Annotated in this window: 22 protein-coding genes; 5 read left to right on the plus strand and 17 right to left on the minus strand. The window is 61.5% G+C overall.

Features of this window, described 5'->3' with window-relative positions; all coding sequences use genetic code 11:
- The 5 genes from BMX94_RS08085 to secG form a co-directional block, all read right to left on the minus strand.
- Nucleotides 1–231: transposase (locus BMX94_RS08085; protein ID WP_143052298.1), on the minus strand; the 231-nt coding region annotated here is incomplete at its 3' end.
- Nucleotides 232–441: 210 nt separating this feature from the next.
- Nucleotides 442–1,515, minus strand: coding sequence for a M42 family metallopeptidase (locus BMX94_RS08090; protein ID WP_072354991.1), 1,074 nt, complete (start codon nt 1,513–1,515; stop codon nt 442–444).
- Between the two features lie 47 nt (nt 1,516–1,562).
- Nucleotides 1,563–2,384 (minus strand): creatininase family protein, encoded by an 822-nt coding sequence (locus BMX94_RS08095; RefSeq protein ID WP_072354992.1) that lies wholly within the window; start codon nt 2,382–2,384, stop codon nt 1,563–1,565.
- A gap of 73 nt (nt 2,385–2,457) precedes the next feature.
- Nucleotides 2,458–3,273 carry a creatininase family protein gene (locus BMX94_RS08100; protein WP_091005454.1) on the minus strand — a complete coding sequence of 272 codons (816 nt, stop codon included), beginning with the start codon at nt 3,271–3,273 and terminating at the stop codon, nt 2,458–2,460.
- Between the two features lie 174 nt (nt 3,274–3,447).
- Nucleotides 3,448–3,708: a preprotein translocase subunit SecG gene (gene secG / locus BMX94_RS08105; protein ID WP_072354995.1), complete on the minus strand. Its 261-nt coding sequence runs from the start codon at nt 3,706–3,708 to the stop codon at nt 3,448–3,450.
- A 197-nt stretch (nt 3,709–3,905) separates the two neighbouring features.
- Between secG and BMX94_RS08110 the strand changes: the two genes are divergently transcribed.
- The gene (locus BMX94_RS08110; protein ID WP_072354996.1) at nt 3,906–5,306 is read left to right on the plus strand and encodes an aminopeptidase; all 1,401 of its coding nucleotides are present in this window, start codon (nt 3,906–3,908) and stop codon (nt 5,304–5,306) included.
- A 295-nt stretch (nt 5,307–5,601) separates the two neighbouring features.
- The gene (locus tag BMX94_RS08115; protein WP_072354997.1) at nt 5,602–7,266 is read left to right on the plus strand and encodes an ABC transporter substrate-binding protein; all 1,665 of its coding nucleotides are present in this window, start codon (nt 5,602–5,604) and stop codon (nt 7,264–7,266) included.
- Nucleotides 7,267–7,579: 313 nt separating this feature from the next.
- On the opposite strand, the gene BMX94_RS08120 is transcribed toward BMX94_RS08115, so the two are convergent.
- From BMX94_RS08120 to BMX94_RS08155, 8 genes are all read right to left on the minus strand, one after another.
- Entirely contained in the window at nt 7,580–8,359 is a 780-nt protein-coding gene (locus tag BMX94_RS08120; protein WP_177171383.1) for a creatininase family protein, read from the minus strand.
- 108 nt (nt 8,360–8,467) lie between these two features.
- Nucleotides 8,468–9,235 (minus strand): triose-phosphate isomerase, encoded by a 768-nt coding sequence (tpiA, locus tag BMX94_RS08125; protein WP_072354999.1) that lies wholly within the window; start codon nt 9,233–9,235, stop codon nt 8,468–8,470.
- A complete protein-coding gene (locus BMX94_RS08130) occupies nt 9,228–10,427 on the minus strand; it encodes a phosphoglycerate kinase (RefSeq protein ID WP_072355000.1) in 1,200 nt (399 codons plus the stop codon). The genes tpiA and BMX94_RS08130 overlap by 8 nt, the downstream gene beginning before the upstream one ends.
- 100 nt (nt 10,428–10,527) lie before the next feature.
- Nucleotides 10,528–11,553, minus strand: coding sequence for a type I glyceraldehyde-3-phosphate dehydrogenase (gene gap, locus BMX94_RS08135; protein WP_072355001.1), 1,026 nt, complete (start codon nt 11,551–11,553; stop codon nt 10,528–10,530).
- 197 nt (nt 11,554–11,750) lie between these two features.
- On the minus strand, nt 11,751–12,719 hold the full coding sequence (gene whiA, locus BMX94_RS08140; protein WP_091005458.1) for a DNA-binding protein WhiA: 969 nt from the start codon (nt 12,717–12,719) through the stop codon (nt 11,751–11,753).
- Nucleotides 12,720–13,679, minus strand: a complete 960-nt coding sequence (gene rapZ, locus BMX94_RS08145; protein WP_091005460.1) for an RNase adapter RapZ — start codon at nt 13,677–13,679, stop codon at nt 12,720–12,722. It abuts the gene before it with no gap.
- Nucleotides 13,680–14,503: 824 nt separating this feature from the next.
- Nucleotides 14,504–15,598, minus strand: coding sequence for a Gfo/Idh/MocA family protein (locus BMX94_RS08150; protein WP_091005462.1), 1,095 nt, complete (start codon nt 15,596–15,598; stop codon nt 14,504–14,506).
- A gap of 66 nt (nt 15,599–15,664) precedes the next feature.
- Entirely contained in the window at nt 15,665–16,354 is a 690-nt protein-coding gene (locus BMX94_RS08155) for an N-acetylmannosamine-6-phosphate 2-epimerase (RefSeq protein ID WP_091005464.1), read from the minus strand.
- Between the two features lie 428 nt (nt 16,355–16,782).
- Between BMX94_RS08155 and BMX94_RS08160 the strand changes: the two genes are divergently transcribed.
- The 3 genes from BMX94_RS08160 to BMX94_RS08170 all read left to right on the plus strand — a co-directional run bounded on the left by BMX94_RS08160 (nt 16,783) and on the right by BMX94_RS08170 (nt 20,431).
- The gene (locus tag BMX94_RS08160) at nt 16,783–18,447 is read left to right on the plus strand and encodes a LuxR C-terminal-related transcriptional regulator (protein WP_177171384.1); all 1,665 of its coding nucleotides are present in this window, start codon (nt 16,783–16,785) and stop codon (nt 18,445–18,447) included.
- Between the two features lie 203 nt (nt 18,448–18,650).
- The gene (locus BMX94_RS08165) at nt 18,651–19,268 is read left to right on the plus strand and encodes a YiiX/YebB-like N1pC/P60 family cysteine hydrolase (RefSeq protein ID WP_091005468.1); all 618 of its coding nucleotides are present in this window, start codon (nt 18,651–18,653) and stop codon (nt 19,266–19,268) included.
- A gap of 68 nt (nt 19,269–19,336) precedes the next feature.
- Nucleotides 19,337–20,431, plus strand: coding sequence for a hypothetical protein (locus BMX94_RS08170; RefSeq protein WP_091005470.1), 1,095 nt, complete (start codon nt 19,337–19,339; stop codon nt 20,429–20,431).
- On the opposite strand, the gene uvrC is transcribed toward BMX94_RS08170, so the two are convergent.
- The 4 genes from uvrC to hisI form a co-directional block, all read right to left on the minus strand.
- Complete coding sequence (gene uvrC / locus BMX94_RS08175; protein WP_091005472.1) at nt 20,428–22,407, minus strand: excinuclease ABC subunit UvrC; 1,980 nt, start codon at nt 22,405–22,407, stop codon at nt 20,428–20,430. The genes BMX94_RS08170 and uvrC overlap by 4 nt on opposite strands.
- Nucleotides 22,408–22,441: 34 nt before the next feature.
- Nucleotides 22,442–23,704, minus strand: a complete 1,263-nt coding sequence (locus BMX94_RS08180; RefSeq protein ID WP_091005475.1) for a carboxylate--amine ligase — start codon at nt 23,702–23,704, stop codon at nt 22,442–22,444.
- Between the two features lie 23 nt (nt 23,705–23,727).
- Entirely contained in the window at nt 23,728–24,051 is a 324-nt protein-coding gene (gene hisE / locus BMX94_RS08185; RefSeq protein ID WP_091005477.1) for a phosphoribosyl-ATP diphosphatase, read from the minus strand.
- 88 nt (nt 24,052–24,139) lie between these two features.
- Nucleotides 24,140–24,523: a phosphoribosyl-AMP cyclohydrolase gene (gene hisI, locus BMX94_RS08190; RefSeq protein WP_091005479.1), complete on the minus strand. Its 384-nt coding sequence runs from the start codon at nt 24,521–24,523 to the stop codon at nt 24,140–24,142.
- Nucleotides 24,524–24,545 lie beyond the last annotated feature (22 nt).

Consider the following 24,545-nt stretch of genomic DNA (forward strand, 5'->3'; position numbering starts at 1 on the left):
GGGGCGCGCCCTCCGGTAGGCGGGGCTCCCCTCGCCGTGGGCGCAGTGCATGCGGGAGGCCCGGTCGGGCATCTCGCGGGCGGCGAGCTCGCCCGCCTCCTCCATGCGCAGCCACCGTCTCAGGTTCCACTCGTTGGGGAACAGCGCGAGCCTGCGGCAGGCCTCCGCCACGCTCATCCCGCTCTGGTGGAACTCCCAGAGTATCCCCTCGCGCTCCTCTTTGGTATACATCCCGGGCTCCCTCCCGGACCGAGAAGGTCCGATCGTTCGTCCGGGGTCCCTGATGTTGTGAAACAGGGTAGCGGGCTATTGTTTCTAAACAGTGTTCATTAAGGTCGAATAGTCCACATGTAACGTTAAGAACGTAAATAGAAAAGTTTATGAAATGACAATGTAATTACCCGTTAACGCAACTCCAAATTGCCAGGGGTCCCGCTCTGCTTAAAAGGAGCGAACGGCATCCGGAGTAATCCGCTCGGCCACGGCAACCGCAACCTCCGCCGTCATCTTTACGTCATAGAGCGTGCACAGCGCGGTTCCCGAGTGGACGTAGCGACTGGGAACGCCAGCGACCACGCAGGGGATGTCAAGCATGTGGGTGGGGCCGCCGTCGGTGCCGCCGCCCTCCCGCACGCTCGTTTGGCAGACGAGTCCCGCCTCCGCCGCACATTTGAGTACAAAGCGCTGGTAGCGAGGGTTCGTAATCATGCAGCAGTCAAAGTAGCGAAACATGGGGCCATGGCGAAAGGCAGTCTGGACGTCATCGGGGATGGTAAACGTGTCATCTGCCGGGCAGCCCTCAAACATGAAGGCGACCATGGGATCGAAGTGCAGCGCCGCTGCCAGCACGCCGCGCTCCCCCACCTCCTCCATCGAGCTCACCGAGGCAACAACGTCAAAGGGTAGATCCGTGCGGCTAGAAAGCTCGCGCAGGGCGAGGAGCTCTGCGGTGACTCCTGCGCGGCAGTCGAATGCCTTCCCCAACGCAACGCCAGTCTTCTCGTTGTACTCGAACTTGGTGGCCGGGACAAAAGGCTCGCCCATACCCATATGGAAGACGTTTATCGCCTCCTCCTTGGAGGTGGCGCCAACGTCCAGGATGAGCTGCAGCTCTCCGGAGGCGCGCTCGGCAGCGCTCATGAAGTGGGGCGGCTTCACGCCAATCACGCCATGGACCCACTCGCCAAGCGTGTTTCTCACCAGCACGTCCTGGCCGGTGAGCACGTTGGGAGAGAAGCGTCCTAGTTCAACGAAGGTCATCGTGCCGTTGGAGCGGATGGACTTGACCATGCCTCCAACCTCGTCGCCGTGGGCATCGAGCATGAGCACGGGCTTCTCGCCTGTAAAGTTCTTGGGGGTGACGAGTGCGTCGTGGACGCTGTTGGTCTCGACCTTTGCCCACCCTTGGCAGAAGTCGCGCACGACCTCTATGGTCTCGTCCTCGAAGCCCGAGGGGGACTTTGCGTTAGAGAGCCTGCCGAGAAGGTCCACGACCTCGCTATCGTTGAAATCCATTGCCACTTGCCTCTCTCCTGGGAGCCAATATCGCGTACGTGCTGACGTTACTTGCCGCCATTGCCGCCGTATGCCTTGGTAGTGCGGACGGGCATGGGCGCGGGAAGCGGCGCGCGCTTGAGGGCGCCGATGAAGTCGACGAGGTAGCTGGCCACGCCGTCCATCATCTGGCCTCCCCACTCCGGGTTGGCGTCCGCTGGGTCGTCGGGGCCAATCCAGCCGTTGCCGGCGTAGCGGCAGGCGTCACGCGGAATGGCAACGTGAGCGCCCTTGAACTCAACGTTGTCCCAGCCAGACGTGGGAAGCTCGTCGGAGATGTCGTTAGCAAGCGCCATGGGGCCAAGCTCGGAGGAATCCACAAGCGAGGGGTCGACGGCCATCACCGCAGCCGTCTCCTCTGCCCCGCCATGGCCACCGCCCCACGCAGGGTTGAGCTCGCCTGCCATGAGCCACCAATCCGCCCTTGCCGCGAGGCACCCTCGCCTATTGAGCTCCTCGCACACGCTTGAGATGGGCTTGATGTTGGGGCCGTGGCCGTTGATGAAGAGGAACCTTCTTGCTCCATAGTCGTAGAGCTGCATGCTGAGCGTCCGGACAAGCGAACGGAGAAGGTCATAGCCTATCGAGAGCGTTCCCGGAAACCCCAGGAGGTCATCCGCGTTGCCAAAGGGAATCGTGGGCGCAATGAGCACGTCCTCGCCAAGGGCAGCATCAATCTTTTCCAGCAGCAGATTGGGTGCAAGGGTGTCTGTTCCCAGCGGGTTGTGCCTCCCGTGCTCCTCCGTGCTTCCTATGGCCATGACGACGAGGTCGTTTCCCTGCTCAAAGTAGTCTTTCACGGCAGGCCAGGTACTCAGCTCGATGCGCATTTCTCCTCCTTGTTGTCCGCCCGTCCCTCGGCAGGCGGGAACGCCTGGTACAGATGCAGCTATGCAGTGTGCGCTACTGGTCGAGGTGCTCCGTTGCCCGAGAGAAGTCGATTGGCTCGGGCAGCTTCTCTGCCTCGAGGGCGTGCGTGAACTCCTGAAGCCACGCAGCCGTACCCTCGAGCATCTCCTTGCCAAGCTCCGCGCTTGCCCCGCGTGGATGGTCGTCGTGGCCTTCGGCAACCCAACCGGAGCTTGCAAAGCGGGCAAGCCTGCGCGGGAACTCCACCTCCGCACCGCCAAAGCTCACGCTGTTCCATCCCGTCGAGGGCATGTCGGCCCCAATGTCGGGGAGCAGGTTCTCGTCTGTCACCTGCGACATGTCAACGGAGGCCGGGTCTATGGCGAGATTGGCGCTGGTCTCCATGGCGCCACCATGCCCGCCGCCCCATGCGGGATCAAGCTGCGGGGCAACCCTCCACCAGTTGACCACCGCCGCAAGGCAGCCGGCATCGTTCAGGTCCATCGATGCCATCGAGAGCGACTTAACATTGCCGCCATGACCATTGAGAAAGACGAAGCGGCGTGCGCCATAGGCTCTGAGCTGCCGCGTGATACTCGAAAGGACGTCGTAGAGCCCCTGGACGCCAAGGCTCACCGTGCCAGGGTACCCAACAAGGTCATCCGTTGCGCCATAGGGAAGGGTTGGAGCCACAAGAAATGTTCCGTCGCGCTGTTCCAGCAGCTCAAGGATCTTGTCTGGCGCCATGGTATCGGTGCCCAGCGGATTGTGCCTGCCGTGGCACTCCGTCGAGCCAACTCCAATAATCACCAGGTCGTGCTCCTTGAAGTAGTCACGAACCTGCGTCCAGGTGCTTCTCTCCATGTACATGTGGCATCCTCCTTGTGACAAGCCTTTATGTCACCAGCATAGGCTTGCAAGCGTTTAAGGATGCCAACTCGATGGTTTAATGTCCCACCTGTTAACCAAAGAATGTGGTGCGGATAAAAAAGGACGGGGGGCACACGCCACTCCGTCCCGCATGAAACCGTTTTCCGAGAAGGTCTAGCCAGCCAGGCCGATGGTCCCCGTGGGGAAGGTCACCGCCATCACGATGACGCACACAACGAAGATGACGGAGGTGATGACTGTGAGCCTGTCGAGGTTCTTCTCCCAGATGCCCGAACCGGCGGAGGCGTTGTAGAGCGAGGAGGCAATCATGTCAGAGACGCCCGTGCCCTTGCCCGAGTGCATAAGGACGAGAGCCACGGTGAGCAGGCCGGAGATGAACAGCAGGACAAGGAGGATGACGTTGAGGACGTTCACGGATTCTGGCTCCTTCGAGAGCGGATGGGCTGTACGCAATGCTATTCAGCATAGCATATGGTGATACGAGCGTTTTATCGTTTTTCTCATTTCACAACTCAGATGACATCCGGCGAGCGGCGCGATGAACGGCGCGAGTTCCATGGGTGATACAGTCTTCTCCGGAGCTTACCCGAGGACTTTGGAAGGGAGCAGGAATGGAGAGACCAAACGCCTGGAAGGGCTATGGCGAGAAGGACCTGGCGCAGCTCACTGAATTCTGCGAGGGGTACAGGAAGTTCATCTCTGAGAATAAGACGGAGCGAGAGTGCTGCTCAACCGCCATCGAGCTTGCGGAGGCACATGGGTATCGCCCGCTTGAGGAGGCTGTCAAGGCAGGCGAGAAGCTATCGGCCGGCGACAAGGTCTACGCGTCGGTTCGCGGCAAGAGCCTCATGCTCATCGAGCTGGGCACGGAGCCCCTCGAGCAGGGCGTCAACATCCTTGGTGCCCACATCGACTCGCCCCGCCTGGACGTCAAGCAGAACCCGCTCGAGGAGAGAAACGACATCGCCACGCTTGACACGCACTACTACGGCGGCGTGAAGACCTACCAGTGGGCAACCCTGCCTCTGGCAATCCATGGCGTTGTTGCCAAGAAGGATGGGAGTGTCATCAAGGTCGTGATTGGCGAGGACCCATCGGACCCCGTCTTCTGCGTCTCCGACCTTCTCCCCCACCTTGCCCGTGAGCAGATGCAGAAGAAGGCGTCCGAGCTCATTGAGGGCGAGCTTCTCGACGTGATTGTGGGCAACCGCCCCAGGGCAGCTAGCGACGGCGCCGAGAAGGACCAAGACAAAGAAGCGGTTAAGGCAACCGTCCTTGATATTCTCGCCGAGAAGTACGACATCACCGAGGAGGACCTACTCTCCGCCGAGCTTGAGATTGTGCCCGCTGGCCAGGCGCGCGACATGGGCCTGGACCGTTCGATGATCCTGGGCTACGGCCAGGACGACCGCTCCTGCGCCTATCCCTCGCTTCTTGCCCAGCTTGCGTGCGAGGCGCCCAAGCGCACCGCCGTCACCATCCTTGTTGACAAGGAGGAGATTGGCAGCCGCGGTGCTACCTCGATGAGCAGCCGCTTCTTTGAGGATGTCATGGCCGAGCTTATCGAGGCAGCCGGACAGGGTACTCCCCTGGCGCTGCGCCGTTGCCTCGAGCGCTCTCGCATGCTCTCGAGTGACGTCTCCGCGGCCTTCGACCCCAACTACTCCTCGGTCTTCGAGGCAAAGAACTCGTGCTTCCTTGGGCGCGGTCTCACCTTCAACAAGTACACGGGAGGCAGCGGCAAGTCTGGCTCCAACGATGCCGACGCCGAGTACGTTGCCCTCATCCGTCGCGTGATGGATGACGCAAACGTCCGCTTCCAGACCGCCGAGCTCGGCCGCGTTGACGCCGGTGGCGGTGGCACCATCGCCTACATCCTTGCCACCTATGGCATGAACGTCATTGACTCCGGCATTGGCGTGCTCTCGATGCACTCCCCCTGGGAGGTCACCAGCAAGGCGGACATCTGGGAGGCCTACAAGGGCTATTGCGCCTTCCTCGCGCTGGAATAGCGGACAGAACGGGCGGAGCTTCTCGCCATTGGAGACGGTGCCTCTTGATGGGTGCGGGCAGTCATGCTCGCACCCATTCTTGTGGGGTCCACGAGCGAGGTGCGGCCATGCGGCTTTCGAGTTGCAGTCGGCGAGCGGTAGGAAAATCAGGCCAAAAGTATCAATACTGCAAACATTTGCTTCAGGCGTGTTTCAGCCCTCAGCCACTTTCCTCCAACAGGACGAACATCTTTCTCGAAAAGCAGACGCTGCGGTCATGCGGCGTCTGCATGGGGACAGACGGCGGGAGGAAAAGATGGGTCATTCGATGGATCGTCGCACCTTCATCAAGGGTGGAGCTGCCGCGATGGCTGCCGCAGGACTCGGCGCCTGCGGACAACGCTCGTCCAGCAGCGGAGAGTCATCCAGTGGGGAGGCACCATCCGGAGGAACCATCAACTACGCAATCACGAACCCCACGTCGATCGACCCCTTCGACATTGAGGAGTTCAACGGCACGGCTGTTGCCTCGCAGCTCTTTGACCAGCTCACGGTCTACGACTATGACACAGAGGAGTTGAAGCCCAGCGTCGCCGAGTCCTGGGAGTCGTCTGACGACGCCGCGACGTGGACCTTCCACATCAAGCAGGGCCTCAAGTTCCACGATGGCACCGACGTCACGGCCAAGTCGTTCCAGTACGCCTGGAACCGCATCTGCAACCCCAAGACCACCACTGCGCCGTCTGTGGTCTCGTACCACCTTGCCATGGTGAAGGGCTATGACGACGTGGTCAACGGTAACGCCGAAGAGCTTGAGGGGCTTTCCTGCCCCGACGACTACACCCTCAAGGTCGAGCTCACCGGCCCTTACGCAGACTTCCCTTTTGTGGTGTGCTGCACGCCCCTCTCGCCCATCCCGGACTGCGCGAAGGACAACTACGACACCTACTCCAAGGCGCCGGTTGGCAACGGCCCCTTCCAGATGGATGGCACCTGGAACGATGGCCAGTACATCAACATGAAGCGCTACGAGGACTATGCCGGTGACAACCCCGCCAAGGTCGACGCCGTACACTTCAACATCTACAAAGACACCGACACGGCGTTCCGCGAGTTTGAGGCAGGCAACCTCGACCTCTGCGACATTCCAGCGGGGCGCGTCAAGGAGACGGTCGAGAAGTACGGGCAGTCGGACGACGGCTACACCGGCACCCCCAACAAGCAGACGATGGTTGGCGAGGTTCTGTACACGGAATACCTTGCGTACAACGTGAACGACCCCATCCTCTCTGACAAGAGGGTGCGCCAGGCAATGTCTCTTGCCATCAACCGCCAGAACCTCTGCGACACCCTCTACGAGGGATTTGCGCAGCCCGCAGGCGACATTGTCCCGCCGGGAATCAAGGGCAACGACGAGACCACGTGGCAGTACTGCGCCTATGACGTGGACAAGGCGGGCAAGCTCCTCGACGAGGCAGGCTATCCCGCCGGCTCAGATGGTATGCGCGGCATCGACCTCACCATCATGGTTTCCTCGTCCAACAAGACAAACGAGTTCGAGGTCCTGCAGGGCGACTGGAAGGCCGTGGGCATCAACGTGACCATCGACCAGAAGGAATACGCGTCGATGCTCGACGACTACGTTGCCGGCACCTTCCAGCTTGGATCTCGTGGCTGGACCGCAGACTATCCCATCATGGACAACTTCCTGCAGCCGCTCATGTACACCGGCGTGGGCGACAACGTCTCCCACTACTCCAGCGCCGAGTTCGACGCCAAGCTGGACGAGGCGCGAAAGACCGTGGACGAGGACAAGCGCGTCGAGCTCATGCACGAGGCGGACGCCATTGCGGCCGAGGACATGCCCATCATCCCCATGCTCCACAAGACCCTGAACAAGGTGACCTCGAACAAGTTCACCGGCATCAAGGTCGATGCCGCACGCCTGCCCGAGCTAAGGGACGCAACGCCCGCGCAGTAGTTGCATTTGTCATCATGTAGTAGTCCTGGGCCCACCGGTTGATGCCGATGGGCCCAGATCATTTTCTACGAGAAGACCGCGGACACATGCGCTGCCATATCTCACGTTCCGGCGCCAAAACGGCGCCGGAAGAACTCTTTTGTACGCGATAGTTGCGGCAACGACCCTTCCGGCGCTAAAAGGGCGCCGGAGGGCGTATCTCGTACTGGATTCCGTACGAAACAACCGCTCGGGCGTCATTTTCTCTCCGGAAGGCGCATTTCTGCAGAGAAGGTCTCCGTGCAATCGTGGAGAGAAGCCTCGACGTTCTCGCCTAGCGCTCTATCTGGCCCGGCAGCGGAGACTGAGCGAAGGCGTCGAGGAACTTCACGGCCCAATCCGCAAAGGAGGTGAGCATCTGCTCTCCCCACTCCGCAGACGCCTGCTTGGGATCGTCTTTCCCTATCCATCCGTTCGAGGCATACCTGCGAGCGCGACGGATGAGCGAAGGGTGAACCCCTTCAAACTCGACGACATCGAATCCCTTTGTCTTGATATCGCTACCGCCGTCATCCACAAGGTCCATGGAACCAAGCGCAGAGACATCAACCGATCCTTGGTCTATCCAGAGGTTTGCAGAGGTCTCCTGCGCTCCGCCGTGGCCACCGCCCCACGCGGAATCAAGCTCACCCGCAAGCTTCCACCAGTTGAGGAGGGCAACCTGGCAGCCACGATCGTTGAGGCCGTAGCCGGTCAACGTGAGTGCGCGGGTATTGCCCCCATGTCCGTTCACAAAGCAGTAGTGCCGCGCGCCGTAATGGTAGAGCTGGTCGCAGATTCGGGCACTCACCTGGTGGAGGAGGTCATCGCCAAGCGAGAGCGTGCCAGGATAGTCGATGAAGTGATCGGCCGAGCCAAAGCGAAGTGTTGGGCCAAAGAGAATGCCAGGCCGACGCTCCTCCATGAGCTCAAGTATCCTCTGGGGGGCCATCCAGTCGGTTCCAAGTGGGTTGTGTCGTCCGTGGCTCTCCGTACTGCCAAACCCAAGGACTACCAGGTCATTGCCAGCAAAGTAGGCCTCGACCGCAGGCCATGTCGACTTCTCGAGAAGCAACTTCCGCCACCTTTCTGAGGCAGTGCTTATTCTGCCCCAAATTGCACAAAGGCCCCGGCGCGAATACCGCACCGGGGCCGAATGAGACAAAGGGACTGTCCCTTTGTCTTATGCCATGGCGCTCCTCACCATGGCAGCAAAGCTGTCGGCCTTGAGCGAGGCACCGCCGACGAGCGCGCCGTCGACGTCCTCCTTCTCGAGGAAGCCGCCCACGTTCTCGGGCTTGGCGGAGCCGCCATAGAGGATGCGTATGCCGTCGGCCGTCTCCTGGCCAAAGATCTCGGCGAGGGTCTTGCGGATGGCGCCGCAGACCTCCTCGGCGTCATCGGCCGTGGCGGTCTTGCCGGTGCCGATGGCCCAGATGGGCTCGTAGGCAACGACGTACTTGGAGGGGTCGTCGATCGTGAGGCCCTCAGTGTCCTTCTTGATCTGCTCGACCACGAACTCCACGTGCTTGCCGGCCTCGCGGACCTCGAGGGACTCGCCGCAGCAGGAGATGGGCACGATGCCATGGGCCATCAGGGCCTTGGCCTTCTTGTTGATGTCCTCGTCGGTCTCGCCAAAGTAGCCACGACGCTCGGAGTGGCCAATGATGCAGTAGGTGGCACCAACGGCGGTGATCATGTCGGGAGCGGTCTCGCCGGTGTAGGCGCCCTTCTCCTCCCAGTAGACGTTCTGGACGCCCACGGCGATGGGGGCGTTTGCCTGCTGGATGACCTCGGCGACGCCCTTGACGTCAATGGCGGGCGGGCAGACGACGACGTCCACCGAGCCGGTGCCGTCCTTGAGCTCGTCGACCAAACCCTGTGCGAGGACAACGCCCTCGTCGTAGGTCTTGTTCATCTTCCAGTTACCAGCGATCATCCTGTTACGCATCGAGAAGCGCCTCCACTCCAGGAAGGGCCTTGCCCTCGACGAGCTCCATCGAGGCGCCGCCGCCCGTGGAGATCCAGCTCATCTTGGGAGCCAGGCCAAACTTGTTGATTGCGGCCACGGAGTCGCCACCACCGATGATGGAGGTGCCGCCGTTGGCCTTGACCTCAGCCACGGCCTCGGCAACGGCCTTGGTGCCGTCAGCGAACTCGTCCTTCTCGAAGACGCCCATGGGGCCGTTCCAGAAGACGGTCTTGGCGCCCTTGATGGCATCTGCGTAGAGCTCGCGGGTCTTGGTGCCAATGTCCATGCCCATGCGGTCGTCGGGGATCTTGTCGGAGTCGACGACCTCCTTGACGGTGGGGTTGTCGAAGTCGTCGGTGACAACGTTGTCGACCGGAAGAAGCAGCTTGACGCCCTTGTCCTCGGCCTTCTTGAGGAGCTTCTTGGCCTCGTCGACGTAGTCGGGCTCCTGGAGGGAAGTGCCCACCGTATAGCCCTTAGCAAGGAAGAAGGTGTAGGCCATGCCGCCGCCCACGATGAGGGTGTCGGCGGAGTCGATCAGACGATCGAGCACGGTAATCTTGGAGGAAACCTTGGAGCCACCCACGATGGCGACGAACGGACGCTCGGGCTCGGCGAAGATCGACGTGAGGGTGTCGACCTCCTTCTCGAGCAGGAAGCCGGCGACAGCGGGGATGTAGGCAGCGGGGCCAACAACGGAGCCCTGCGCACGGTGCGCGGTGCCGAAGGCGTCGAGCACGAAGATGTCGCCGTAGGAAGCGAGCTTCTTGGCGATCTCGGGGTCGTTCTTCTTCTCGCGCTTGTCGAAGCGGACGTTCTCGAGCACCAGGATGTCACCAGGCTTGACCTCGGCAACGGCAGCAGCGGCCTTCTCGCCGTAGGTGTCGTCAACGAACTTCACGTCATAGCCGGTAAGCTCGGCGAGCTTCTCGGCGGCAGGCTTGAGCGAGAGCTCGGGCTCGGGACCGTCGCCCTTGGGGCGGCCGAGGTGGCTCATGAGCACGATGCCGGCGCCGTGCTCCTTGAGGTACTTGATGGTGGGGATGGCGGCCTTGATGCGCGTGTCGTCGGTGACGACACCGTCCTTCAGGGGCACGTTGAAGTCAACGCGCATGATGATGCGCTTGCCCTCGACGTCGATGTCGCGAACGGTCTTCTTGGTGAAAGCCATGTTCACTCCTCTGGTTGTCGATACGTGCAAAGAACAGGGGCGCGGCCGCGGCCCGAAAGCTGCAAACCGCGCCCCATAGTTACCTCAGCGAAGCGTCGAACTAGGCGACGAACTTCTCGAAGTACTTGATGGTGCGGACCATCTGAGAGGTGAAGGAGTTCTCGTTGTCGTACCAAGAGGTGACCTGGACGAGGCTCTGGCCGTTGCCGAGCGGGTTGACCATGGTCTGGGTGGCGTCGAAGAGCGAGCCGTAGGTCATGCCAACGATGTCGCGAGAAACAATCTGGTCCTCGTTGTAGCCGAAGGTCTCGGGGATCTTCTCGGAGAAGGCCTTCATCGCGGCGTTGACCTCCTCGACGGTGACCTCCTTGTCAACGACGGCGTAGAGGTTGGTGAGGGAGCCGGTGGGCGTGGGAACGCGCTGAGCTGCGCCGATGAGCTTGCCGTTGAGCTCGGGGAGCACGAGGCCGATGGCCTTGGCGGCACCGGTGCTGTTGGGGACGATGTTCTCCGCGCCAGCGCGGCTACGACGGAAGTTGCCCTTGCGCTGCGGGCCGTCGAGGATCATCTGGTCGCCGGTGTAGGCGTGGATGGTCGTCATGATGCCAGAGACGATGGGGGCGAAGTCGTTCAGGCCCTTGGCCATGGGAGCGAGGCAGTTGGTGGTGCAGGAGGCGGCGGAGATGATGTCATCCTCGGCGGTCAGGGTCTCGTGGTTGACGTTGTAGACGATGGTCTTGAGGTCGGAGCCCGCGGGAGCGGAGATGACGACCTTCTTGGCGCCAGCGTTGAGGTGGGCCTGGGACTTGGCCTTGGAGGTGTAGAAGCCGGTGCACTCGAGGACGACGTCAACGCCAAGCTCGCCCCAAGGCAGGTTGTTGGCGTCTGCCTCCTTGTAGATCTTGATGGTCTTGCCGTCGACGGTGATGGAGTCCTCACCAGCGGAGATCTCGTGATCGCGGGAGTAGTTGCCCTGCGTGGAGTCGTACTTCAGCAGGTAGGCGAGCATCTCGGGAGACGTAAGATCGTTGATGGCGACGATCTCGGAGCCCTCGTGACCGAACATCTGGCGGAATGCCAGGCGACCGATGCGACCGAAGCCGTTGATTGCAACCTTAACTGCCATGCTTTCTCCTTTCGAGTGGCCGACGGGGCCTCCCCCCGACTGACCATGTAACAACGCCGAAACGTCATTGCTAGGGACATTCTACCGCACGTTTGCCAATCTAAAACGACTAATCCGCAACGCTGGCAAAATTGTGGGGGCAAATTTGCGCGAAGTATAGTATGCGATACAATCTACCTGCATCTTTATTAGTAAAATCAACGATTTCCTGATGTGGAAACGTTCTCAGGTTTCCCATCGTCCTCGCCGTTCACGATCTGCTCCAGCCTGAGCAGGCGGTGATACATTGCTGATTTCGAGGCCGGTGGGTCGAACGTTTCGCCCAGCGCCGCAAGCGAGAGCTCCGGGTGCTCCCGACGGGCGACGCAGAACTCGCGAACGGCCGGCGGGAGGTGCGAGAGACCCGCGAGATCGTCTGCGCGGTCGATGAGGTCGAGCTGCGCTGCCGCCGCCGAAGAGGAGCGCGCCTGGTTGGCGACCTCGGCGTTGACGCGGCGGTTGACGTCGTTCTTGACCGACTTTCTCGCACGCGCCACCTCGACCACACGCGCCATGCGGCTTGCCCCCATCACCCTGAGGAGGCTCAGGACGTCGTCGAAGCTCTTGAGGTAGAGGGCGTAGGCACCGCGACGCCGGTTGATGCGCGCGGAGATGCCGAGGGTGGAGATGACCTCGGCGAGGCCGTGGGCGAACTCCTCCCCCGTCACCGCGATCTCGAGGTGGAAGTCCCCGCGCGGGTCGGCGATGAAGCCGCCCGCCATGAACGCGCCACGGACAAAGGCGGCACGTGCTTCTCTCGTCTTAAGGAGCCCCTCGGGCACGCCGAGCGCTATCCCGTGGCCGGGAACGAGTATGCCAAGGCTCGTAAGGTCTCCTGCCAGGCGCTCCTGCTCGGGCATCTCGATGAGGTAGTTTCTCGTCTTATGGAGAACAGAGCGCCGCACGGTAAGTGAGGTCTCGAGGTCGAACACGCGGTGCGTGAGCTTGATGACGGTGCGGGCAACGGCACCGGTCTCGGTGGCGATGCGGATCGAGTAGCGCCCCGAGCCGTGGAAGCTCATGGTCCCGCAGACGCGCACGAGGGCGGAGAGCTGCGCGAGCTCTGCCATGCGCGTGGTTGGCTCGATGCGCGAGAGCTCGTCTTTTACCTGGGCAGTAAAGGACATTTACTGCCCCTCGCCCGTCGGGGCACCCTGGTCTGGCGCTGTTGGCGCCTCGGGCAGGTCGCGGTGGAAGAGGTTCACGCGGTAGCCCTGGGCCTTGAGGTGGGCAGCAGTGGCGTTGGCGATGGCGACGCTTCTGTGCTGCCCGCCCGTGCACCCCACGGCGATGGACAGCCGCGCCTTGCCCTCGGCGACGTAGCCGGGCATGGCCACGTCGAGAAGGCGCAGCCAGGCGTCCATGAAGTCGCGCGTGATCTTGTTGTCCATGACGTAGCGGGCGACCTTCTCGTCATTGCCCGTGAGATGGCGCATCTCTGGATCGTAGAAGGGGTTGGGCAGGAAGCGCACGTCGATCATGAGGTCCGCCTCGGAGGGCATGCCGTGCTTGAAGCCGAACGAGAAGACGTTCACGTCCAGGAGCTGCTGCTCGGTGAGCTCCGAGAACGCCGTGTTGAGGCGCGTCCTTAAGGCAGATGTGCGCAGACGACTGGTGTCGATGACGAGGTCGGCCATCGAGCGGGCGTCCTTGAGCTGGCGGCGCTCGCGCTTGATGGCGTGCTCGACGGTCTCGCCGGGAACCGCGAGCGGATGGCGGCGGCGGTTCTCGTTGTAACGGCGCATGAGGACCTCGTCGGAGGCGTCCAGGAAGAGGAGCTTGCACGAGAGCTCGTGCTCCCCGAGTTGGCGGATGGTGTCCGTGAGTTCGTCAAAGAGGCCCTGGCTGCGCAGGTCGCAGGTGACGGCCAGGTGTCGGCCCACGCCAGAGTTGATGCCCACGAGGTCCGCGAGCTGCGGGACCAGGCGCGGCGGGAGGTTGTCGATGCAGAAGTAGCCCATGTCCTCGAAGCAGTGGAGGGCTTGCGTGCGGCCCGAGCCGGACATGCCCGTGATAATCACGATGTCAGGGACGCGGTCGCGGTTCTCCGCGTCACGCAGGGTTTGTCCGGTCTTCTCGTCTGCCATTGGTCCCTCCTCCGCACTGGTCGGCACACATCGGCTTCAAGTATAGGGGTTGGCGCCCGGCCGGTGCGTTGGCCTCAGCGCGCATACTTCTGGATCCGGGATTCTCGCCTACGCGGGCGCCACCGCTATGCTCCCCACTCTGCCTCCGCCTTGCGCACCTCTGCTCCCGCCTTGCGCACTGACTCGTTGTTACCGGCCCGTCTTGACCCCCTATTGTTTCCGCAGGTGAGGCCTGGCGGGCAGCCACGGGCCGGTAACCACACGCACCGCATCATTGTCGTTGTTACCGGCGCATTGAGGGGCCGCCGTTGCTATCTGGGAAAACGCTCGGGCGTCGCGACGGCTCGGTAACAAGGCCCATGGGACCACAGGTGTTGTTGCCGAGCCGTTGGGGTGTGGCGACCATCAACTTGGCAAACGTGCTTGTGACGAGAAGAATGCGCAATGAACTCTGAGGAACGAGACTCTGGAAGGTGCGTTTTCTCGGGGGCCCTCGGGGAGGGGGCACCGGAAGGCCCGTTTGCGCAGGGGTCGGGGACGAAAAGCCCCCTCCGGCGAAGAATTGACGCCGGAGGGGGCGTTATCGCAGCTACTTCGTACGAACGAGCCCCTCCGGCGAGAAATTCTCGCCGGAGGGTGAGGTTCAGACGGAATTCTGTACGAGACCCTCGCTCTGGCGTCATTTTCTCGCCGGAGGGTGCATTCCGCAGGTGCGGGTGATGGGAACCTTCGCTCTGGCGTCATTTTCTCGCCGGAGGGCTCATTTCCGCAGACACGTGCGAGAAGGGGCAAGGAGGCGAGAAGGACCGGCGCTTCTCACTCCCCTACGCGCGCTCCTCGGGATAGACGACGCCCCACTCGCGGCGTAGGCGCGTCATGACCTGCATGACATCGGCGGCATAGTCGATAAGACCCGCCGCACAGGCGTCGCCCGCAACCGCACGCTCGAGGTCGGCAATCTCGTAACAGAGCGCATAGCCGGAGCGTCCCGCCCGCACCTCCTCGCGGCGGCCGTCCTCCGTCCACACAATGGTCGCCGCATCGGCTCGGGGGTAGTCCATGACCTCCACGTAGCAGCGGTCAAAGCTCAAAACCGCACGCTTGGGCTGCTTGGAGTGGAGCGTGAGCGAGAGGACGCCCATCTGCCCCTCCTTGTTGCGGCACACGATGCCCGAGGTCTGGTCCACGCCCGTCGAAGCCAGGTTGGCGAGAGAGACGACCTCCGTGGGCTGGCTTGCCATGAAGAACCTCATGAGCGAGAGCGCATAAACGCCGATGTCGAGCATCGCGCCGCCCGCGAGCTTGGGGTTGTAGAAGCGGTTGGTGAGGTCGCCGTACTCCTTGTAGCTGCCAAAGTTGAGCTGCGCCAGGTTCATGGTGCCAAACTCGCCCGCGTTGGCGCGGCGGAGAAGCTCCTGGTAGAGCGGCATGTGGAGGATGGTCGTGGCATCCATGAGCACCACGTTGTTCTCGCGTGCAAGCGCACGGGCCTCGTCGAGTTCCTCGGAGTTGAGCGTGATGGACTTCTCGCAGAGGACATGCTTGCCCGCCGCGAGCGCGCCGCGCAGGTAGCGGATGTGCGTGTTGTGCGGCGTAGTAATGTAGATGGCATCCACACTGGGGTCCTGGTAGAGCTCCTCGACGGAGTCGTACACGCGCTCCACGCCGTAGCGCTCTGCAAAGGCCTCGGCCTTCTCGCGCGTGCGGTTGGCGACGCCGCGCAGGTGGCGGCCAGAGAGGGCAAGCGATGTGGCCATCTGGTTGGCAATCACGCCGCAGCCGATGACAGCCCAGGTGAGCTGGGGTGCCGCGTAGATGTCCTTGGGGAAGGGCTCGCCGGCGACCTCGCCAAACGCCGCCTTTGCAGCAGCGGCCGCGTCGAGCGGGGCAGTCTGCTCGGAGCAGTTGTTCTCAGCCATACGATTCCTCTCTCTGGGGGCAGTTGGTACTTCCTAGGGACGGTCAGGACTTCGAAGGCCCTTGGACTACGCCTCGATTGCGGCCTTGAACCAGCTGGTAATGCTCGTAGGATGCGTGATGGCGGTGCCCGAGACCACGGCCCACGCGCCCGCGTCGATGGCCGCGCGCGCGTCCGCCGGCGTATGGACATGGCCCTCGCAGATCACGGGGAAGCCGGGGAACTCCTTGGCGGCCTCGGCGAGAAGGGCGATGTCGGGGCCGTCGTCCAGCGTGGTGTCGATGGCGGCCTTGTTGTGCGAGAGCGTGGTGGACACGATGTCGCAGCCGCAGGCGACGCCGCGGCGGATGTCCTCGATGGTCATGCAGTCGGCCATGACGATGGTCTCGCACTGGGCGCGCAGGTCGCGGACGGTCTCCTCGAAGGTGCGGCCGTCGGGGCGCGGACGGTCGGTGGCGTCGATGGCCACCACGTCGGCACCGGCGTTCACGCAGGCAACGGCATGGCGCAGCGTGGGCGTGATGTAGACGCCGTCGTGGCCCTCCTTCCAGAGGCCGATGACGGGAACCTCGACGCGGCCCTTGATGACGGCGATGTCCGAGAGGCCCTGGCAGCGGATGGCTGCGGCACCACCCAGCTCGCAGGCGCGGGCGATCTGGGCCATGGTCTCGGGGTGGCGCATGGGTTCTCCGGGATACGCCTGGACGCTAACGATGAGCTTGCCCTTGAGGGACTGGACGAGCGGATTGACAGCCATTGATGCTCCTCTCCGCGGCCACCATGGTCGCGCCATTTTGGACTAGAGACAAGGCTAGCCGATGCTGAGAGCAACTGGCTCGCGAGATTCGGAGCTGGACGCTTTTGCATACTCACATCAGGCACAGCGAGCCCGAGTGATATCCCGCGCTGTCTCATCGGGCTCTCGCCCACCACCTACCGGAGCGCAGCCTCAGTAGAGCAGGCTTTGTCCTATTCTCAGCATCAAGCCATGAGGGAGACATGATGAGAGCGTATGCCATCCTTGCGCGAAGAGGTAAGCCCATCTGGTGCATCTGGTCGGGATTGATTGCAGCGCTACCTCCCCGCCAACCACTACTCACGCTCAGCCTCACCTGCGCCGCCTTGCTCGTCGGACGCACGCTCGGAGCTGCCGACAAGGTCTCTTCCGAGAAGTGTCGGCAGTTCATGGCTATTGCAGGAGCCATAGTCGCAATTCCCATCTTCGCGCTAGAGGTATTGCTTGTTGAAGCCAACGCTCTCGTAGAGTTTGCTGCAGCCGAGGTCGTAGCTACCGCATTCGCTCTTGTTGGGTGGATTTGTCTCGCCCTTGAGTTTGCGCATCCGGAACCCAATGGTAACGCAGTTCTCCAGTCTGCAGTAATTCTCGGAATTACTTTTGCTGTGCCGCTTGTTCTGGGTCTCTCGTTTCCGGCAATCGGCCCATGGTTTCCCGCCTTCTCGGCATGCCTCGGTGCCACGGCATCTCTCGTAGCGCAACTCCTCACTCGTCTATCTTCCGGAACAGACGAACGGATGCTCTTCTCACTTGTCTCCGGACTCGTATTCTCGGCCTCACTCTATGACACCCTATCGGATTACCCACATCTCGCTCTTGTTCTAACGGGGACGCACCTCTTTGCTGTTACCGTCGTAATTGTATGTCTTATCCGTCATGCGTCCCCCAGGCATACAACCACCACCGGAGAGTCGACAAATCCCAGGCAAATAGCCCGTGAGAGCACCCGAATCGAGCAGCTTCTCTCCTCCCATGCACTCCGTCCGCTCAGTAGTCGAGAGACCGAGGTTCTTATCAGTACCGCACTTGGAAAGCCGCGCCGCATCATCGCACAAGAACTCGGCGTCTCAGAGTCAACTGTCAATACCAATCGCTCTCGGGGATATGAGAAATTGGGAATACGCTCCAAGCAAGAACTCTGCCTTCTCATCTCTTCTGCACAGCAGAGCAATGACGTCAAATCTGATAACGCAAGTGAAAACTCAACATCAGCCAACCGTAGATTTGCATTCTTGCATAAGCATTGGAGCACCCTTACCTGTATGGGGTTCTGCCTTGCATATACCTTGTGTCCTTTCGATGCTGACAGTCAACTTGTGACTGCACACGCCTTTGGACTCGCTCTCATCTGTGGTGCGCTCGTCGGTTTTCTCTGCCATCCAGATTCGGGAGGAGAGGAAGCCCTTCGACAACGGCTTGGCGTTTCCCCCTCATGGGAAAAAAGCCTCTTCGCGGCTACCGGAACGACACTCTCCGCAGCGCTTCTTGTGGCGTCTTGGCCACTTCTGTGGCTCTTTCGCATCCTTTCACTGTTGGTTCTTTTCGCAACCGTTTTGCTCGTTGGCACGAACGTAGCTCTACCCGGAGCTGAAATCTCGTGGACGCATCGCACCAGGCATCTCCTGCAAACAGGCATACAGGGACTATTTTGTCGCTCCCGCGAACTCGCGGCTCTCGTGGGATTCTGTTTCCTTCTTCAGAGACCCATTGACTCCCTACTCACATCTCATCCCGACGTGTCATACATGCTGTGTGCACTTCTTCTTGTTGCCGGGGCCATGGTATTTGGAAAAATCTCCCCAACAACATCCCCCGCCGGAAACTCTCCGAAGGACGCGGACGTGGTGCTCAAGCACCTCCGCAGTTGCGGGCTCAACGAGCTCCAAGCACAAATTGCCCTCCTCATCGCCCGGGGTGACAGCGAGAGTGAAATCTGTGATCAGCTTCATATAGCACGAGGAACTGTTAAGTCATACCGGAGTCGCATTTATGTCGCCCTTGGCATTCACAGCGCAGCTGAATTGCACAAGATAATAACCTCGCTCTTGAGTTGACACGAATTTACGAATCCCATCCTCTTGGACGACAGACGCGAACCCCTAATCCTGAAATCATCTTCCTAGTCAGTCCCATATCAAACACGGAGGCGAGAGGAAGAGATAGATGGAACGGTACAAGCACCTCTGTCGACTAAAGCGTCTCAGAAGTATCTCGGATCGATACGGTGAGAACATTCCTTATCCAAGAGGAGTTTTAGATGTACAAGAAGATGATTGCCGTTTTACCAATCCTCGTTGTTCTTCTAGCTATCAGTAGTTTTCACACCCCTGCAGTTGCATCAGAGCCACCCGCGAGAGATGTCCCCTCTGAAGAGGAGTTCGCGCCCTATTGGGAAGAGGCTGCACGTATGCCGATAATGTCCGATAAGGGACCAATGAGGCGCTTGGGAACCTACCCCACTCGCAAGGGAGTGATCCTTGTCACCGGGGACAAGTTTAAGTGGATTCCTTCTGGACATGCAGCTATCGTCTACTCTTCCTCAAGAGTTGTAGAGTCCACAGACCAAGGAGTCGTTCTTGGGTCAAATAACTGGGCATCCTCGAAGGGGGTCGTATACGGTCTAAACGTGAACGAGACGACCACGACACAAGATGCAGCAGCGGCCAACTGGTGTTATTCGCAGATTGGAAAGCCATACAACTACAATTTCTTCGATAGGGATACGCGTAGCTCTTTTTATTGTTCTCAGCTTGTGTGGGCTGCCTACAAAGACCTCTATGGAATTGACCTCGACACACCTGCCTGGGGTAATGCGGTCTACCCGACAGAACTTGTTATGTCTTCGCATACGTCGACAATTTACTCTCAAGTATAGTCTGGCTTCACGGTGCACCCCGTTTATTCCATGGGGTGCGCCTCCTTCACCCCTGACTGGAGACGCAGATGAAAAAGCGTGCCGCACTGCTGGTTGCATTTCTCGCATGCACTGCCACGGCGTTCTTCATCGTTTGGCTTGCCAGAAGAAACGTCTCCCCTGCCCCCACGGGACAGGCGTCCTTTGGCGTGATTGAGACACGGCAGTTCCAGGCGCGTAGCCGAATCATTCTCTATGACAGCGAGCTCAACGAACTCGGCGACCTGCCGCTTGACTATGCCACGCTCGGATGTGACTGGAACCTCTCCCCCGTCTATGACGGCACGCTTTATGTTATCCCTCAAGGCTACACAACCAAGCGCGACGAGAAGACGGTGCTCGGCGTGGACCTGGATGACCTTTCCGTGACCCGCTACGGCGTCGATCAGATAAACCTCTATGGAGTCTGCGCAGACGATGACTATATCTTTACCTGCAGCAACCTCAACAACGTCTCGCACATATGCCGCATTGACCGGCAAACGGGCGATGTCACTGACATTGAGGAGACAGACACCTACATCGAATCCCTCTGCCTTTACGGCGGGAAGCTGTATGCCTTCTCAACGGGAAGTCCCCTCTCGCCTGATGCGCCAGACGAGTCCACATCGTGGATCAGCATCTACGGCCGAGACCTCAATCTGATGGACACCGTAACCACGACTAAGCTTGGATCCGGTCGTTATCGGCCCGTTGCCGCAGGCGACCTGCTCTTCTTTGCGAATTGGGAAGATACCTCGGGGCAAGTCCCATCGACGCAGCTCGGCATCTACCACACCGACACGGGCGTGCTCGAATCGAAGGAATTCGATACGGCCGTGCTTGATGCCCTCACCTGGAATGGCTACGTGCTCCTCCTCTTTGGAGACATTCATAGCGAGAGCCCGACCACAGCCGCGCTCTACGACCCCGCAACGTGGGAACCGCTCTCGGAAGAGCACAACCTTACCTGCACCGCCATGCAGAGCTGCATCTCTGGCGACACGCTCTACGTTGTGGGCGCCGATCGCGAGCTCCTCTCGTTTGACCTGACAGACAATCTGTCTCCGCTCGGTCGCTCTGAGGTGAGCCACATCGACGGAAACTTTAGCTACATCTCCGGAATGTTTGCGATCCCTGACTAACGCGCCTTCTCCGCAACCGTCTGGGCCTCCTCGTCCCAGGCACGCAGCGCGTCGTAGACCGCCTGCGCCACCTCGGACGGCACGCCCGGTACCTGGGCAATGTCCTCCACGCTCGCGGCGCGCAGGCGCTTGAGCGAACCAAAGCGGCGCATGATTGCCCGCTTGCGCTTGGGGCCCACGCCGGGAACGTCGTCGAGCACCGAGACGGTCATGGCCTTGTCGCGCAGCTCGCGGTGGAAGGTGATGGCAAAGCGGTGCGACTCGTCGCGCACCTGTTTGATGAGGTAGAGCGATGCCGAGCCAGAGGGCAGCACCACGGGCGTCTCGTCCCAGGGGACAAAGACCTCCTCGTCCGACTTGGCAAGGCCGCACACCGGGATGTCCAGACCCAGCGAGGAGAGCTGCTCCATGGCAGCCGTGAGCTGGGGCTTTCCGCCATCGACCACAAGGAGGTCCGGACGCGAGCCAAAGCGCTCGTCCGCCATGCGCGCGGGCGCGTAGCGGCGGGCGAGAACCTCGGACATGCTCACGAAGTCGTTTGCCTCGGTGAGCGGCGTCTGGATCTTGAAGCGCCGGTACTGGGACTTGTCCGGGCGGCCATTGGTGAAGACGACCATCGACGCCACCGTGAAGTGGCCATGGAGCGTCGAGATGTCGAAGCACTCTATGCGCATGGGGGGCGCGTCGAGCGCAAGTGCGCTCTCAAGCTGCAGGAGCGCCTGGTTTGTGCGGTCATCTGCATAGCCCGTGCGCACCATGTAGCGCATGAGCGCGTGGCGGGCGTTGGCGGCCGCCATGTCCAGGAGATGGCGCTTCTCGCCCCGCTGGGGGTGATGGATGCGGCAGACGCGCCCGCGCTTCTCGGCAAGCCAGTCGGAGAGAAGCGCGGCATCCGGCAGGTCAACATCAACGTCGACCTCGGAGGGAATGTCGGCCGTCTCGTCGTAGTAGCGCTTGAGGAAGCCTCCCTGGAGCTCGACCTCCCCCACGTCGGCACCCTTGTCGAGGATGAACTCGACCGTGCGCACCGTGCGGCCCTCGCGCACCACGAAGACGCAGGCGGCGCTGATGGTCTCCTCGCGGTAGAAGCCGATGAGATCGAGCGAGACGTCAGAGGAGAACATGACCTGCTGGCGGTCGTCGAGGGCGTTCAGCCCCTCGAGGCGCGCCTTCAGGCGGCCGGCGCGCTCGAAGTCGAGGTCCGCCGCCGCCTCGCGCATCTGCTCTTCCACGGCCGAGACCACGTGCGAGCGTCGCCCGGCGAGAAAGTCCTCTACCTGGCGCACGTGCTTGGCGTACTCGACCGTGTCGATGGCGCCCACGCAGACGCCCGGACCCTTGCCCATGTGGTAGTCGAAACAAGGGCGCCCCGCGCGGGCGAGCGCAAGGTTGGCGACGGCCGCCTCATCCGGGCGGCGCTCCAGCTCGCGACGGCAGCGCTTCCACTCAACGCACGTGGCAATGCAGATGGGCACCACCTTGCGCAGCGTGTCGATGGTGTCGCGCGCGGCGTGGGCGTCGGTGTAGGGGCCAAAGTAGCGCGTGCCCTTGCGGTGGTGCTCACGGGTGTACTTGATGGCCGGGAAGACGTCCGACTCGGTGATGGCGATGTAGGGGTAGCTTTTGTCGTCCTTGAAGTCGACGTTGAAGTACGGGTGGTACTGGGCAATGAGGTTGCGCTCGAGCACAAGGGCCTCGTGCTCGGAGCCAACCACGACGTAGTCGAACGACCTCACGACCTGCATCATGAGGGGAATCTTGTCGCGGTCGTCCTGCAGCGTCACGTACTGGCGCAGGCGGGCCCGCAGGTTCTTTGCCTTGCCCACGTACACAACCTGCCCACGCGCGTCCTTCCAGAGGTAGCAGCCAGGGTCGGTGGGCGCGTCGTCCACCTGTCGGCGCAGCTCGGGCAGGCTCTCCTCCAGGGAGCGGGCATCATCGAAGTCGGGGCGTGCCCCTGGGTCTCGGATTGTCATCGTGTGCGACGCCTTCCCGCAAGGTGCCCAGCCGTCACGGCTGGTCCGGCTCGGGGAGATAGCGCTTGAACTTGGAGACCTGGTGCTCGAAGTTGACCTTCGCCCAGAAGCGCTGTGCGAGAGAATCGCCCGGCCAGTCAAGCGCAAAGCTCGCGGTGTGGTTGTCGTAGGCCTCGAGCACGCGCTGCTTGACCGGGACATCCGGCATGCAGCGCTCGATCACGGCCTTGGGGACGCCCACGTAGGCCCAGCCGCCCTTGGGCTCAACCGGCGCGGGATCGATTCCGAGAATGGCATCCTCCGCCTGGATGCGGGCGTAGTTGATGCCGGAGAGCAGCACGAGCCACGAGCTGCGGCCGGGGCGCGCGTTTACCTCGAGGAAGCGGTAGCTCCTGTCGCGCGCGTCGTACTTGGCGTCGAAGCAACACATGCCGTGGTAGCCAACCCTCTTGAGGAAGCGCGCGGCAGAGGCGGTCATCTCCTCGTTTGGCTCGGGCACGATGGCCACCGCGTTGCCAATGGCGCTGGGGTGGTGGTCCTCCAGGCCAACGTGGCAGCAAACGGTAAAGACCGGGTTGGAGTCCTTGTCGACGTAGCAGTAGAGGGCATACATGTGGGAGTCTCCGCCGGGGACAAACTCCTGCACGATCAGGCTGTCGTTATAGCAGGAGTCCTGAAGCGCCGAGTAGACCCGGCGCAGCTCCTCCGGCGTCTGGATGACAAAGACCTTCTTCTTGCCCTCGAACTCGGCATAGTGGTAGTGGGCAGAGTTCGACGGCTTGGCTACCAGCGGATAGGTAAAGCCCTCGTCATTGGGAACAGCACCCTTAAGCGAGCAGTCGAGGAAGCGCGTCTTGGGATAGGCCATGCCCACCTGCTCGCACACCTCATAGAAGTTCTGCTTCTGGGTGACAAAGTCGAGGACGTCAAAGTCCACGACCGGCGTGTAGAACCAGCGCTCGAGCTCCGGCTTGTGCTTTGAGACGATGCGCGCGTAGAAATCGCCGCAGGTGACGAGAAACGGCACGCGGCCCTCGACGCAGAGCTGGTCGCCCACGCGCTTGAGCAGCGGCACCAGGACGTCCTCGGAGTCCACGCCCTCCTCGACGCGATAGTCGGCGAACTTAGTGCGCGAGATGGACTTGATGTCCGAGCCTGCGTAGATGATTGAGCGAACGTGGTAGGCCTCCCAAAAGGCGCGGACGTACGCATAGCAGGAGTAGTCTGCCCCCAGGATGACCGGCTGGATCTTCTCTGCAAGCTCGTCTGTGCTTGCGACGTTGGGCCTCTGAGCCATGCTTGGATTACCTCCGGTTCTGCCTACTTGCGGCGGGCGTCGAGCTCGCCAGCCAGCTCGTCGAGGGTAATGCCGTACTTCTCGGCAACAACCAGCATGTGGTAGAGAAGGTCGCCCATCTCGTAGCGGATGTGATCGTGGTCGTTGTCCTTGCAGGCCATGATAATCTCGGAGGACTCCTCCGCGAGCTTGGAGAGGAGCTTGTCGCCCTTCTCGGGCGTGAGGAGACGCGCGGTGTAGGATTCCTCCGGAGAAGCAGAGGTTGCCCGCTGGTGGATGACAGCAGCGAGCCCCTCCAGGGTCTCCCCTATGTTGCCGTCCTTCACGTTTGCGGTTCTGACGCCCATCTGTTCTCCTTTGGTCTGTACGGACAACTTGTTTAGTGTACGGCATGGGTGTCCGCAGAATGTGCAGGCAACGTAGCGCTGACGGCGCTCACGCGAGGGGAACCTCGCGGAAGAAGCAACTCCTGTGCCCCGTGTGGCAGGCAGGACCAGGCGAGTCCACCACGTAGACAAGGGTGTCTGCGTCGCAGTCGACGAGCACGCGACGCACCTGCTGCACATTTCCGCTTGTGGCGCCCTTGTTCCAGAGCTCCTTGCGCGAACGCGACCAGAACCAGCTGGTGCGCGTCTTGAGGGTAAGGTCAAGGGCCTCGCGGTTTGCCCAGGCAACCATGAGGACCTCGCCCGTCCCCTCCTGCTGCACGACCACGGGCACGAGGCCCCGTGCGTCAAAGCTCACGCATGCGGGAAAGTCATTGCAGCGCTGCGTAGGCTCGTCGGCATAGGCGGGCGAGACGGACGACGCATCAAGCATAGTTCTAGCTCCTTCTCTGATG

This window comes from Olsenella sp. KH3B4, from assembly GCA_900111695.1.
GTDB lineage: Bacteria > Actinomycetota > Coriobacteriia > Coriobacteriales > Atopobiaceae > Tractidigestivibacter.